This is a genomic window from Streptomyces sp. NPDC006365 (assembly GCF_042870755.1).
Taxonomy (GTDB): Bacteria; Actinomycetota; Actinomycetes; order Streptomycetales; family Streptomycetaceae; genus Streptomyces; species Streptomyces xiangluensis.
The window spans coordinates 773,301-786,647 of record NZ_JBIAHS010000003.1 but is presented as its reverse complement, the minus strand read 5'-3'; the positions used below and the strand labels follow the sequence as shown (position 1 = coordinate 786,647).

Below are 13,347 nucleotides of genomic sequence, written 5' to 3'. Positions count from 1 at the left end.
GCATGGGGGGGAAGGGCCGTTCATGCGCCAGTTGTCGCGCGGCAGAACGTTGTTGACGCCTCCGGCACAGCAGACGCTTGAAGCCGCGGGGCCAATCCCGCACAGCGCACACGGCGCGGCCGTCCACGCTTGCCTCAGGCTGTGGGGTCCCAGAGTCCGCCGGCTTCGTCGCGGGCGAGGTGCTCGGCGTAGACGCCGACCTTCCAGGCGATGACGGACCGGCACTCCTCCAGCGCCTGGATCTGTGCGTCGACGCGCTGTCGATGGGCGTCGAGCAGTCGCAGGCGTTCTGCCTCGTTGCCTGGACCATGCCGTACCAGTTCGGCGAAGTGCTTGAGGTCCGCGAGCGGCATACCGGACTCGCGGAGCCTGACGCAGATCAGTAGCCAGTCGACATCCAAGGACGTGTAGCGCCGCCTGCCGCCCGACGTGCGCTGGACAGGTCCGACGAGCAGGCCCTCGCGCTCGTAGAAGCGCAGGGCGTGCACGCTCAGTCCGGTCCGCTCGGCCACCTCGCCGATGCTCAGCAACTGCACGGCAGCCTCGGTGGTCGTCATACCGCTCACTCCTGGACTTGATCTAGACCTCGCTCTAGATCGTAGCGTCGGCGGCATGACCATTACTGATCAGCAGCCGCTCGGCTCGCCCTTCTCCGCTGCCACCCCCGCCGAGGACATCGTGGCCGGCTGCGACCTTTCCGGCATGACCGCTGTGGTGAGCGGGGGCTACTCCGGGCTCGGCCTGGAGACCGCCCGGGCTCTGACGGCCGCCGGGGCCCGGGTCATCGTTCCAGCCCGCCGCCCCCACGTCGCTCGTGCCGCTCTCCAGGGAGTGAAGGGCTGCGAGGTCATCCCCATGGACCTGGCCGACCTCGCCAGCGTCCGCTCAGCCGCCGCGCACATCTGTGACTCCGCCGACCGGCTCGACCTCCTGATGGCCATCGCCGGAGTCATGGCCACCCCGGAGCGGCGCGTCGGGCCCGGCTGGGAAGGCCAGTTCACCGCCAATCACTTCGGGCACTTCACCCTCGCCTGTGAGCTCTACCCGCTCCTTGACGCCGCAGGCGGCGCGCGCGTCATCGTCAACAGCTCCGCTGGGCACACCCTGACCGGGATCCGCTGGCACGACCCGCACTTCCGTGCCGGCTACGACAAGTGGCTTGCCTACGGCCAGTCCAAGACCGCCAACGCCCTGTTCGCCGCGCACCTCGACGCCCTCGGGCACAACGATGGCGTCCGCGCGTTCGCCCTCCATCCAGGCAAGATCATCACCGGTCTCCAGCGCGAGATGGCCCTCCAGGAACAGATCGACCGCGGCTGGGTGGACAAGCACGGCAACGTGATCGGCGTCGACTTCAAGACCCCGTCCCAGGGCGCCGCCACCGGCCTGTGGGCCGCCACGTCCCCGCTCCTCCACGGCCGCGGCGGGCTCTACCTGGAGGACTGCGACATCGCCCGCGTCTCCACCCCCGACCAGCCCATGGACGACGGCGGCGTCCGCACGTACGCCATCGACCCCGACGAGGCCGCACGCCTCTGGGACCTCTCCGTCGCCGCGACCGGCGTCACCCCGATCGGCCGGTGAGCCCGCGCCCTGCATACGCCGCGCTGCCCGACGCTGCGGCGGACAGCGCGGTACTTCCCGCCCCTCGGTCCGCGATTGACGTCTGAACATCCACTACAACTACCACCGGCCGCACAGTGGAGCGGGCGGTCCACCGCCGGCATCACGGCTCCAGAGCGGTGTCACCAACGTCCGGCCCTCCTACACCTGGTGCTCTGGCTGGCCGGGCTGCTGGGCGGAGACGCGCGCAGCCCCGGGTGTCCGCACCTGGTGTCTCGGATCCCGGCGACGCCTGCGGAGATCGACCCGCAGCCGGACGTGGTGCCAACCACTACGCGGCGGCGGGCCCCACTGAGGGGCGCAGGCCGTAGCCGCCCTGCGGCTAGCCCGGTGACCGCCCGCCGGGCTCGGATCTCATCGCGGTTCGGGCTCGGCGAGGGCCTGTGCGCACCAGATCGTCTTGCCGTCCGTGGTGTGCCGGGTACCCCACCCCTGGGTGAGCTGGGCGACGAGCAGCAGGCCCCGGCCGCCCTCGTCGAAGGCGCGCGCCCGGCGCAGGTGCGGTGCGGTGTTGCTGGCGTCGGAGACCTCGCAGATCAGAGAGGAGTCGCGAATCAGCCGCAGCCTGACAGGGGGCTCGCCGTATCTGATGGCGTTGGTGACGAGCTCGCTGACAACCAGTTCGGTGACGAATGACGCCTCCTCCAGGCCCCAGGCCTCCAGCTGGTCGAGGGTGAACTCCCTGGCGCGCGACACCTGCGCGGGGTCGGGTACGACGTCCCAGTCGGCGACATGCTGGGGATCCAGCGCGTGAGTGCGAGCGAGCAGCAGGGCGGCGTCGTCGGTGCGGCGTTCGGGAAGCATGGCGTCCATCACTGTGTCGCAGAGGCCTTCCACTGAGGTGGCCGAATGGTTCAGGACGCGCAGCAGTTCGGCGATCCCCTGGTCGACGTCGCGCTCGCGGCTCGCCACCAGTCCGTCGGTGTAGAGGGCGAGCAGGCTGCCCTCGGGCAGCTCGAGTTCCGTAGCTTCGAAAGGCAGCCCACCGATGCCGAGAGGTGGTCCCGGCTGTGCGGGCGCCGGGGTCCTGGTGCCGTCCGGGGAGATGATCAGCGGCAGCGGATGACCCGCGCTCGCCAGTGTGAAGCGGCGGGAGACCGGGTCATAGACGGTGTACAGGCAGGTAGCCCCGAACTCGCCGGTCGGCTGGAAGTGGCCGGCGGGCTGGACGTCGCTGGCGAGGTGGATGACCAGGTCGTCCAGGTGGGTCAGCAACTCGTCCGGCGGCAGGTCCACGTCGGCGAGCGTGCGGACCGCCGTGCGCAACCGGCCCATGCTGGCCGAGGCGTGCAGGCCGTGACCGACTACATCGCCGACGACCAGGGCGACCCGGGCACCGGAGAGCGGAATGACGTCGAACCAGTCACCACCCACTTCCGCGCCCGTCCCGGCGGGCAGGTAGCGGGATGCCACCTCGAGCGCCTCCTGGCTTGGCAGTTGCTGCAGCAGCAGACTGCGTTGCAGGGTCAGCGCGGTCGTGCGCTCGCGCGAGTACCGGCGGGCGTTGTCGATGGAGACGGCTGCCTTGGCGGTCAGCTCTTCGGCGAGGATCAGGTCGTCGGCGGTGAAGGCCTCGGGCCGGTCGCTGCGGGAGAACACGACGACGCCGAGCAGCGCGCCGCGGGCCCGGAGCGGCACGGTGATCCGGCCGGTCAGCCCGTCCGCGGCGATGGACTCGTCGATCACCGGGTTGCCCGGCGGCCAGTGGGCCGGGTCGGCGGCGAGCCCGGGCCCGAAGGCCCATTCGCCGCCGTGGCCTGGTTCGGCTGGGAGCTGAACCGTGGACCTGCCGGTGGCCATGCAGCGGGTGGCGACGGAACCGGGAGCGTGACTGACCGGCATCGGGTGCCCGGGAGCCCGGTCGGTGTCAGACTTCGCGCTGTGCTCAGCGGCGCGGCTGAGCGCGATGGCTTCGCCGGTGGCGGAGGCGGAGGGAAGAGGCGGTTCCTCGCCGCGCAGCACCTCGTCGAAGAGATCGACGGTGACGAGGTCGGCAAATCCCGGCACCGTGGTCGTGGCCAGTTCCTGGGCGGTGCCGAGCACGTCGAGCGTCCGGCCGATGCCTCCGCTGGCCTCGTTGAGGATGAGCAGGCGCTGCCGGGCCCAGTACTCGGCGCTCATGTCGAATCCCCAGTTGGCGACCGCGCGGACCCTGCCCTCGGCATCCCGGACGGGCCACATGCTGGTGGCCCAGGCGTTGGCGTAGTCGCTGCCGAGCGGGCGGAAGACGGTGATGAGACGCGCGGGCTCGCCCGTCCTGGCCACCTCCGAGAGCTGGTTGGTATACGCCTTGTCGTCCAGTTCGGGGAACAGTTCGCGGTACTTCTCACCGAGCACTTGTTCCTCGGAGTGCGCCATCACCCGGCACGCGGATGCGTTGACCCACAGAAACCGCAAGTCAGGGTCGTAGACGCCCAGAGCGAAGGGGCACTGTTCGAAGGCCAGGTCGGCGATCACCGGGCGGCGTTCCCAGCGGTGGACGGTCACCGCATGGCCCAGCGCCCGGCCGTCGGCGTCGAACAGCGGGTGAGCCGACACCAATGCGTCCACTGTGGAACCGTCCCGGTGGCGCAGGGGCATGAGCCCCGTGTGGTCGGGGCCGCTGCCGTAGCTCCCGGGGAAGCCGGGTGGTGGGGGAGCGGCCAGCAGGTCGGTCACGGGGCGCCCGACGGCGTCCTCCGCCGTCCAGCCCAGCAGCAGCTGCCCGCTCTCGCTCCAGCCGCTCACCACGCCGTCCGGGCCCACCACAAGCGCAGCAGTGCGGGCATCCTGCCTGCCGGCCATGTCCACGCGCTACGCCTCCGTCCGGACAGTTTTGCCCGTCAGGGCTGGCTTCCAGCCGCAGCTTCCAGCCTAGGTCCGCTTCTGCTCCACGGCGCCCCGGCCGGTGCGTTCCTGACAGCCGGGTGCAGGGCCGAGCGGGGCCGGCGCCTGCGCGCCCCAATCGAGAGAGCGTGGTGGCGGTAAGTGTCTTCAACTCGGGACTGCTCTTCCGAGACTCGCCCGCCGAGGGGATGCAGTACGACTACCAGGGCGCCCCGCCGGCTCTGGTCGCCCGTGCCCGGGCGATCGCCGAGGTCTGCGCGGCGCACGGAACCGCCGTGCCCGCCGCCGTGATCGCCTTCCCGCACACGCATCCCAGTATCATCAACGTCACCCTCGGCATGCGGACTGCGGAACAGGTCGGACGGAACGTGGAACTCCATGATCGGCACGTCCCGGGCGGCCTCTGGGCCGATCTCCGAGCTCAGGGGCTGATCAGGTCGGACGTGTTCACGGGGCACAGTGGGGGAGGGAGGCGCGTTGTCTCTGACGGACAAGGCCATCGAGCAGATCCGTGAACTGATCCGGACCGGTGCCCTGCCGCCGGGCTCCAAGCTCCCACCGGAGCTGGACCTGGCCGCCCAGCTGGGCCTGTCCCGCAACCTCGCCCGGGAAGCGGTCAAGGCGCTGGCCGTCGCGCGGGTCCTGGAGGTCAGGCGGGGCGACGGCACGTATGTGACCAGCCTGCAGCCGAGCCTGCTGCTGGAGGGGCTCGGTGGCGCGGTGGAACTGCTGCAGGGCGACTCGGTCGCCCTGCAGGACCTCATGGAGGTACGGCGGCTCCTCGAACCGATCGCGACGGCCCTTGCCGCCACTCGAATCTCCGACGCCCAACTGGCCGAAGTGAAGCGGCACCTGGACGCCATGCGCGAGGCCCGCGACGACGTCGAACAGCTCAACGCCCACGACGCCGCCTTCCACCGCGCCGTCATCTCGGCCACGGGCAACGAGACCCTCCTCACCCTCCTGGAGGGCATCTCCGGCCGCACCCTGCGTGCCCGCATCTGGCGCGGTCTGGTCGACGACAAGGCCGCGGGCCGCACCCTCGCCGAGCACGAGTCGATCTTCAAAGCCCTGTCCACCCGTGACGCCGCCCTCAGCCAGGCCGCCGCACTGCTCCACGTGAGCAACACCGAGCAGTGGCTGAGGGAACACCTGCGCTCCGGCGAACCCCTCCCCTCAGGGACGACAGCGCGGAAGTGACGGGCCGGCGCTGCCCGCCACGGTGGCCCAAGTCCCAGCTTCCGGGCAGCCCGCAGCCGCCGCCGTCCTCGCACAACGGCAGGGATGAACAAGGCAGGCTATGAGGCGATCAGGGGAAGATCCTTGAACACGTGGTGTTGCCGGAGGCGGCGGGAGGCTTCCTCCGGGTAGGTGGTGGTCATCGGCTCCGTGTCGAGGATGTGTGTCAGGCGGTGCTCCGTGTCATAGGCGGGCCGGCCCGGATCGCCGGTGGTGGCGAAGGATGTCCAGGCAGCGCGGTGGCGACGTCGGGAAACGGTTCTGTGGTTTGACGATCACGGTGTTCCCGCAGGCGAGGGCCGGTGCGATCTTCCAACTCGCGATCATCTCCGCCGCGATGGACAGGGCGGTCTCCTCGGGCGTACGGGCCCCGAGGTCGATCGGCGACCGCAGCAGCGCCAACTCTCGTTCCGTCACGCCCGCTTCGCGCAGCCGACGGGCCCGATGCATGTGGGTGCGCCGGGAGCCCATCGCTCGCGCGTGGACTGTGCCCTCACGGGGCTCGGCCGCGAGGCCGCCGAACAGGTCCGTGGCCTCGCGCGATGGATGGAGCGGCGGATGGTGGAGGTCCGCAGGGCGCGCCAGGAGTGCGAGGCGACGGGGATGTGACTGCCGTGCTCCGGAGGTCCGTCTCCTCGCTGCGTGTGCTTCTCCTCACGCCCGAAGAATTACTAGGACGTCCTAGTATCTAAGGTGCCAGCGTTTTCCAACGCGTTCCGGAAGGCCCCGCCATGAGCGATCTGCACCGTCCCGTGCATCCCGTCCGTCTGGTCACCGCCTCGGCCTTGTTCGATGGGCACGACGCGTCGATCAACATCATGCGGCGGATTTTCCAGGCCCAGGGCGCCGAGGTGATCCACCTCGGCCACAACCGTTCGGTGCGGGAGGTGGTGGACGCGGCGCTGGACGAGGACGCGCACGGTGTCGCGGTCTCGTCCTACCAGGGTGGGCATGTCGAGTACTTCGAGTACCTGGTGGAGTCGCTGCGCGCGCAGGGCGCGGAACACGTCCGGGTGGTGGGCGGCGGGGGCGGTGTGATCGTGCCGGAGGAGATCGCCCGGCTGCGGGGGAGCGGGGTGACGATCTTCTCCCCGGAGGACGGCCAGCGGTTGGGCCTGGCCGGGATGGTCAACTCAGTCGTGAAGGACTGCGACTTCGACCTTTGGGACGGCAAGCCGGCCGACGTCGACGCGGTGGTCGCGGGTGACCGCTTCGCTGTCGCCCGGGCTGTCACCGGCGCCGAACTGGGCAAGCTGCCTGAGGAGTTCCTGGCCCGGCTACGGGAGTCGGCGCGTGTGGTGCCCGTGCTGGGCATCACCGGCACCGGCGGCTCCGGGAAGTCGTCGCTCACCGACGAGCTGGTGCGCCGTTTCCGCGTCGACCAGCAGGACAAACTGCGGATCGCGGTGATCGCAGTGGACCCGACCCGCCGCCGTGGCGGCGGAGCGCTGCTAGGCGACCGGATCCGCATGAACTCCCTCGACGGCAACCGGGTGTTCTTCCGGAGCCTGGCCACCCGCGGCAGCCGCGAACTGCCCGAGCACCTGTCCGACGTGATCGACGTGGTCAAGGCCGCCGGGTTCGACCTGGTGATCGTGGAGACGCCGGGCATCGGCCAGGGCGACGCGGCGATCGTGCCGTTCGTCGACACCTCGCTGTACGTGATGACGCCGGAGTTCGGGGCCGCCTCGCAGCTGGAGAAGATCGACATGCTCGACTTCGCCGACGTCGTGGCGATCAACAAGTTCGAACGGCGCGGCGCCAAGGACGCGCTGCGTGACGTGGGCCGCCAACTGGTCCGCAACCGCGAGGCGTTCGGCATGCGGCCCGAGGACATGCCGGTGTACGGCACCTCCGCGGCCACCTTCAACGACGACGGCGTCACCGCCCTCCATCAGCACCTGAAGACCGTCCTGGCGGAGAAGGGCCTGGAGGTGTCCGAGGGCGCGCTGGCCCCGGTCGACGTGCGCCACTCCTCCGGCATCCGGCAGGTGGTACCGGCGGACCGGGTGCGCTACCTCGCCGAGATCACCGACGCCGTCCGCTCCTACCACACCGTGACCGGACAACTGGCCGAAGCGGCACGGCGGGTGCAGCGACTGGAGGCCGTCGAGGAAGAGCTCCTCGATGCCGGCTCCGACGCCGAGAACGTACGGTCGCTGCTCCAGGAGGCGCGTCGGCAGCTGCCGCACGAGATCACGGAACAGGTCGAGAACTGGCCGGCCGTCATCGCCTCCTACTCCGGCGACGAGCAGGTCGTGAAGATCCGCGACAAGGAGATACGCACCCAGCTCAAACGCGAGTCTCTGTCGGGCAACAAGATCCCCCGCGTGGCGCTGCCCCGCTTCACCGACCACGGGGAACTGGTGCGGTTCTGGCGTGGGGAGAACCTGCCCGGCCACTTCCCCTTCACGGCCGGGGTGTTCCCGTTCAAGCGTGACGGCGAGGACCCGGCCCGGATGTTCGCCGGCGAGGGCGACCCGTTCCGCACCAACCGGCGCTTCAAGCTGCTCTCCGAGGGCCAGCCCGCCACGCGCCTGTCCACCGCCTTCGACTCCGTCACCCTCTACGGCCGGGACCCGGACGAACGCCCCGACATCTACGGCAAGGTCGGCACGTCCGGAGTGTCGGTGGCCACCCTGGAGGACATGAAGGCGCTCTACGACGGCTTCGACCTCGTCGCGCCGACCACCTCGGTGTCGATGACGATCAACGGACCCGCGCCGACCATCCTGGCGTTCTTCCTCAACACCGCCGTCGACCAGCAGATCGACCGGTTCCGCGCAGACGAGGGCCGCGACCCCTCGCCCGAGGAGGCGGCCGAGCTACGGGCCCACGCCCTGGCGACCGTGCGCGGCACGGTGCAGGCCGACATTCTCAAGGAGGACCAGGGCCAGAACACCTGCCTTTTCTCCACCGAGTTCTCCCTGCGCATGATGGCCGACATCCAGGAGTGGTTCATCGCCCACCAGGTTCGCAACTTCTACTCGGTGTCCATCTCCGGCTACCACATCGCCGAAGCGGGCGCGAACCCGATCAGCCAGCTCGCGTTCACGCTGGCCAACGGCTTCACGTACGTCGAGGCCTACCTGGCCCGGGGCATGCACATCGACCACTTCGCCCCGAACCTGTCGTTCTTCTTCTCCAACGGCATGGACCCCGAGTACTCCGTCCTCGGCAGGGTCGCCCGCCGTATCTGGGCCGTCGCCATGAAGGAGAAGTACGGCGCGGGCGAGCGCAGCCAGAAGCTCAAGTACCACGTCCAGACCTCCGGACGCTCCCTGCATGCCCAGGAGATGGATTTCAACGACATCCGCACCACCCTGCAGGCGCTCATCGCCATCTACGACAACTGCAACAGCCTGCACACCAACGCCTACGACGAAGCGGTCACCACCCCCACCGAGGACTCCGTCCGCCGGGCCCTGGCCATCCAGCTGATCATCAACAGGGAATGGGGCCTGGCCATGAACGAGAACCCGCTGCAGGGCTCGTTCATCATCGACGAGCTCACCGACCTGGTCGAAGAGGCGGTACTCCAGGAGTTCGAGCGGATCAACGAGCGCGGCGGGGTGCTCGGCGCCATGGAGACCGGCTACCAGCGCGGCCGTATTCAGGACGAGTCGATGCTGTACGAGCAGCGCAAGCACGACGGCAGCCTGCCCCTGATCGGCGTCAACACCTTCCGCAACCCGCACGCCTACACCGCCGAACCCGCCGTCATCGAACTGGCCCGCGCCACGGAGGGGGAGAAGCACTCCCAGCTGGAGCGCGTGCAGGACTTCCAGGCCCGCCACCAGGAGCCTGCCCACGCCGCCCTGGCCGCCCTCAAGGACGCGGCGGTCAGCGGGGAGAACGTCTTCGCCGTCCTCATGGACGCCGCCCGGGTCTGCTCCCTGCAGCAGATCACCGACGCCTTCTTCGAGGTCGGCGGCCAGTACCGCCGCAACGTCTGACCCGACCACCGGTGGCTGCAGCGCAGCCACCCCCTTCAGATTGGACCTCAGATGGACCCCGTCACCCGTCTCGGCGTCGTCGGCTGCGGCCTCATGGGCTCCGGCATCGCCGAAGTCGCCGCCCTGGGCGGCATCGACGTCCGTGTCGCCGAGGCCACCCCGGACGCCGTCGACGCCGGACGCCGCCGTATCACCGCTTCCCTCGACCGGGGCGTACGGCGCGGCAAGCTCACCGAGGAACAGCGAGACCAAGCCCTCGTCCGGCTCTCCTTCGCCCATGACCTCGGCGACCTGGCCGACCGCCAGTTCGTCATCGAGGCCGTCGCCGAGAACCGCGAGATCAAGACCGACGTCCTGCGCGCCCTGGACAAGGCCGTCGAAGATCCCGCGGCGATCCTGGCCACCAACACCTCCTCCATTCCCATCGTCGATCTCGCCGTCGCCACCGAGCGGCCCGGCCAGGTCATCGGCATGCACTTCTTCAACCCCGTGCCCGTGCAGCAACTGATCGAGCTCATCCCCGCCCTCACCACCAGCCCGGACACCGTGCAGCGCACCCGCGACCTCGCCGGGCAACTCGGCAAACAGGCCGTCCAGGCGCCCGACCGCTCCGGCTTCGTGGTCAACGCCCTGCTGGTGCCCTATCTGCTCAGCGCGGTCCGGATGGTGGAGTCGGGCGGCGCACGGCCGGAGGACATCGACCGCGGCATGGAACTCGGCTGCGCGCACCCCATGGGGCCTCTGCGCCTGCTCGACCTCATCGGCCTCGACACCGCCCAGGCCGTGGCCGAGTCGATGTACGAGGAGTTCAAGGAGCCGCTGTACGCACCGCCCGCCCTGCTGCGCCGGATGGTCGCCGCCGGCCATATCGGCCGCAAGAGCGGACGCGGTTTCTACGCCTACGACAGCTGAACTGATGAGGTGTCAAACTGTTGCCGGCGCGGTGCGGAATTCCCCATCTGGTGGCCGGGCTGAAACGGTACGAGGCCGAGCACTTCTGGCTCACCACGGTCCGCCTCCCGCCCCATGCGCCCGACCTGAACCCCGTCGAGGCCCTCTGGTCACTGGTACGCAGAGCTATGGCCAACACTGTCTTCGGCACACCCGACGACCTCGACCGTGTGCTCCGCCGTGAGTTACGCGGGATCCAGCTCCAGCCACACCTGATCGACGGCTGCCTCACTGGCACCGGCCTGGCTATGACCCACTCACCACCCCAAGCGCCACCGGCGGCGGCACCGCGTTACGGGATGGCTCTCGGGCTGGTGAGCGTTGCCCGACCTCGCGCTCCGTCGCCGTATGAGCGCTGAAGTTGTCGCGTGACCCGGGCGGGCTCGGCCTTCCGCCGAGCCCGCCACGCCGGCTCCATATCGGAGCTGGACTCGTGTCACGCCGTCAGCGCTGCAGTGTCAGCAGACCCGGACGGTAGGGCAGGAGGCCGTAGTCGCCGCCGGAGTTGGGGCTGCGCCCCTGGTAGAGCAACTGCAGATTGCAGGGATCGACGGTCATGGTCTGATCGGGGCTGGTGCGGATCAGTTCGCCATGGCTGATGTCGTTGGTCCAGGTGGCGCCACTGTTGGCCTTGCCGGCGAAGGGACTGCTCTCGGTCGCGGCCTGGGGTGTCCATGAACCGTTCAGGCTGGTGGCCGTGAACGAGCGGAAGTAGCGGCCCTGCGAGCCGATCGCCTCGACGATCATGAGGTAGCGGTTCTGGCCCTGCAGCTTGTAGACCTGCGGGGCTTCGAACAGGTTGTTCCTCGTATCGCTCATGACCACTGTCGAGGTCGAGCCGAAGCTGCCCGGGAAGTTCCCGATCGGCATACTGGCCCGGTAGATCTTGCCGTTGTCGCCGGCGAAGAACAGGTACATGTTCGTCCCGTCACCAATGAGTGTCTGGTCGATGGGTCCTGTTCCGGAGTCGCCGATGCTTCCGGAGAAGAGCACCTGCTCCGATGACCAGCCGTTCGGGTTGGTGGGGTCGCTCGACGTCCGGTAGGAGAAGGCGGTCCTACCCCACTGGTAGGCGAGCACCCAGATGTTCTTCGGCGCGAAGTAGAAGAGCGTGGGCGCGACGGTGGATGTCGACATCGTGTTCTGGCCGGCCGATGCCATCTCCGACCAATTGGTGAACAGGCCGAAGTTCATCGAACCCCAACTCGTCCCCGTGTCATGCGTCGTCGCGTAGACGAGCTGCTTGCCGTTGTAGGGGGCGACGGTGAAGTCCTTGAGCGAGACCCACCCCGGCTTGGGCTGGGCCAGCGCGCCCGTTGATGTCCAGCGGTACGTCGACGGAAGAGCGCACGGGCCGGGGTTGTCGCCGCCGACCTTGACGAGTTGCCACTGCTGGTTGGTGCCGCCCCAGTCGTCGTACTGGACGATGTTCGCGTTGTCGGCGGTGGAGGCGCCTTGTACTTCGAGGGCCTTGTTGCTGTGGCGCGAGATGAGCCTCACGTAGCCGTCCGAGCTGTCGGCCAGCCGCCACTGCTGGTTGGTGCCGTTCAGGTCTGCCCACTGGACGATCGAGCCGCCGTTCGCGGTGGACCAGTTGTGGACGTCCAACACCTTGCCCGAGTGGCGGGATTTGATGCGGTAGTAGCCGCCTCCGGCATCGACGAACTGCCACTGCTGCTGGTTCTGATCGTTCCTGGTCCACTGGGTGATGCGGGCGCCGTCGTTGGTCGCCAGGTTGTAGACGTCCAGGGCCTTGCCGCTGTTGCGGTTGACCAGCACATACGAGGCGTTGGGGTCTACGGTCGCCGCGCCGGCGGGCTGGGCGCCGAGGAAGGTGGCCACGAGCAGCAGGGGCGCAAGGACGGCGAGTAGGCGTCTTGGACGGACCGGGGACGGGTGGCGAAACCACATCAGAGGGCCTCCTTTGGGGGGCGGGGGTGAGGTGACCCCGATGAACCGGCGAGCGGATGTGCCGGGGGCAGGCAAGCTCGAATGTTTCGAAGGATTCTCCGGATGCTTCGACGCCACAAGCTAGGAATGCGAGGCCCTCTGGTCAAGGCCTGTCGCCGATCTGTCCACAAACAGCGCATCCCCCTCTGGGCTTGACGGGATGTCGTGCCGACCAGAACCACTCCGGGAGTTTGCGCGGATGCAGCTCGCCAGTCCAAGGTGGCATCCGCCGACGTCGGCGCCGGGGGCTCGCCTTCCGACTCGCCGGTATTCCAGAAAGTTTCGGACTAGGAATCGAAACTTCTCCTGCGGAGAGTATTGACGATCCACCGTCAATACCTCAATCATCCCTGTCTGAGAAACCGGGGATAGTTCGAGATGTCGAACAAAGGGATAGTTCGGATATCGAACCACGTCGGCCCTGAGCAATCTGTGCTGCACGGCAGATCCACGTACGGCTGCACGGCAGATCCGCGCACCAAAGCACCCGCGCCACCCCGTTTCGTTCCGGTGAGGTTCGCACCAGCGCATCCTGGCTCTTCGCGCAGTCGGAGAGGTACGCGACGCTGCGTGGCGGTCCCCCGGCTGAGCCGCGATGGAGTACCCCCATGCCTGTGTCGAAACACCGCCCGCCGCCCGCCGTACGTCACCCGACGGCCGACCGGGTGCCGTCCGTGCCGGTTGAGATCGTCCCGGTCTCATAACCGCGGTGTCCGGTGATCCGGTCCTGTGACCGCGGTGTCCGGTGATTCCGTGCTGCCCGGATACCGGCCCGCCCCGTCCGTCTGCCGAGTGGGAGCGG

Annotated in this window: 10 protein-coding genes and 3 pseudogenes; 8 read left to right on the top strand and 5 right to left on the bottom strand. The window is 68.9% G+C overall.

Annotation, left to right across the window (positions count from 1 at the left end):
- Positions 1 to 134: 134 nt before the first annotated feature.
- A complete protein-coding gene (locus tag ACFYO0_RS12835) occupies positions 135 to 557 on the bottom strand; it encodes a MerR family transcriptional regulator (RefSeq protein ID WP_119100237.1) in 423 nt (140 codons plus the stop codon).
- 55 nt (positions 558 to 612) lie between these two features.
- Here ACFYO0_RS12835 and ACFYO0_RS12830 point away from each other — a divergent pair, with 55 nt between their 5' ends.
- Both ACFYO0_RS12830 and ACFYO0_RS12825 read left to right on the top strand, forming a co-directional pair.
- Positions 613 to 1,584 carry an SDR family NAD(P)-dependent oxidoreductase gene (locus ACFYO0_RS12830; protein ID WP_388674108.1) on the top strand — a complete coding sequence of 324 codons (972 nt, stop codon included), beginning with the start codon at positions 613 to 615 and terminating at the stop codon, positions 1,582 to 1,584.
- A gap of 85 nt (positions 1,585 to 1,669) precedes the next feature.
- Positions 1,670 to 1,918, top strand: a pseudogene (locus tag ACFYO0_RS12825) (hypothetical protein); the annotation flags it as partial.
- 59 nt (positions 1,919 to 1,977) lie between these two features.
- Here the strand turns inward: ACFYO0_RS12825 and ACFYO0_RS12820 are convergent.
- Entirely contained in the window at positions 1,978 to 4,407 is a 2,430-nt protein-coding gene (locus tag ACFYO0_RS12820; RefSeq protein ID WP_388674106.1) for a SpoIIE family protein phosphatase, read from the bottom strand.
- 164 nt (positions 4,408 to 4,571) lie between these two features.
- Here ACFYO0_RS12820 and ACFYO0_RS12815 point away from each other — a divergent pair.
- Together ACFYO0_RS12815 and ACFYO0_RS12810 are read left to right on the top strand one after the other, a co-directional pair.
- Positions 4,572 to 4,936: pseudogene (locus ACFYO0_RS12815) on the top strand (aldo/keto reductase); the annotation flags it as partial.
- The gene (locus ACFYO0_RS12810) at positions 4,927 to 5,649 is read left to right on the top strand and encodes a FadR/GntR family transcriptional regulator (protein ID WP_388674104.1); all 723 of its coding nucleotides are present in this window, start codon (positions 4,927 to 4,929) and stop codon (positions 5,647 to 5,649) included. The pseudogene ACFYO0_RS12815 and the gene ACFYO0_RS12810, both read left to right, overlap by 10 nt.
- 222 nt (positions 5,650 to 5,871) lie before the next feature.
- Here the strand turns inward: ACFYO0_RS12810 and ACFYO0_RS12805 are convergent, their stop codons facing one another.
- Both ACFYO0_RS12805 and ACFYO0_RS12800 read right to left on the bottom strand, forming a co-directional pair.
- Entirely contained in the window at positions 5,872 to 6,015 is a 144-nt protein-coding gene (locus tag ACFYO0_RS12805) for an aldehyde dehydrogenase family protein (RefSeq protein WP_388674272.1), read from the bottom strand.
- A pseudogene (locus tag ACFYO0_RS12800) lies at positions 6,004 to 6,162 on the bottom strand (XdhC family protein); the annotation flags it as partial. The gene ACFYO0_RS12805 and the pseudogene ACFYO0_RS12800, both read right to left, overlap by 12 nt.
- Before the next feature lie 6 nt (positions 6,163 to 6,168).
- Here ACFYO0_RS12800 and ACFYO0_RS12795 point away from each other — a divergent pair.
- The 4 genes from ACFYO0_RS12795 (at position 6,169) to ACFYO0_RS12780 (ending at position 10,954) form a co-directional block, all read left to right on the top strand.
- A complete protein-coding gene (locus tag ACFYO0_RS12795) occupies positions 6,169 to 6,297 on the top strand; it encodes a hypothetical protein (RefSeq protein ID WP_388674102.1) in 129 nt (42 codons plus the stop codon).
- A 122-nt stretch (positions 6,298 to 6,419) separates the two neighbouring features.
- Positions 6,420 to 9,644: a fused isobutyryl-CoA mutase/GTPase IcmF gene (gene icmF / locus ACFYO0_RS12790; protein ID WP_388674100.1), complete on the top strand. Its 3,225-nt coding sequence runs from the start codon at positions 6,420 to 6,422 to the stop codon at positions 9,642 to 9,644.
- Between the two features lie 51 nt (positions 9,645 to 9,695).
- Complete coding sequence (locus ACFYO0_RS12785) at positions 9,696 to 10,556, top strand: 3-hydroxybutyryl-CoA dehydrogenase (protein WP_388674098.1); 861 nt, start codon at positions 9,696 to 9,698, stop codon at positions 10,554 to 10,556.
- Positions 10,557 to 10,606: 50 nt separating this feature from the next.
- Positions 10,607 to 10,954, top strand: coding sequence for a transposase (locus ACFYO0_RS12780; RefSeq protein WP_388674096.1), 348 nt, complete (start codon positions 10,607 to 10,609; stop codon positions 10,952 to 10,954).
- Between the two features lie 85 nt (positions 10,955 to 11,039).
- On the opposite strand, the gene ACFYO0_RS12775 is transcribed toward ACFYO0_RS12780, so the two are convergent.
- Positions 11,040 to 12,506: a non-reducing end alpha-L-arabinofuranosidase family hydrolase gene (locus tag ACFYO0_RS12775; protein WP_388674094.1), complete on the bottom strand. Its 1,467-nt coding sequence runs from the start codon at positions 12,504 to 12,506 to the stop codon at positions 11,040 to 11,042.
- Positions 12,507 to 13,347 lie beyond the last annotated feature (841 nt).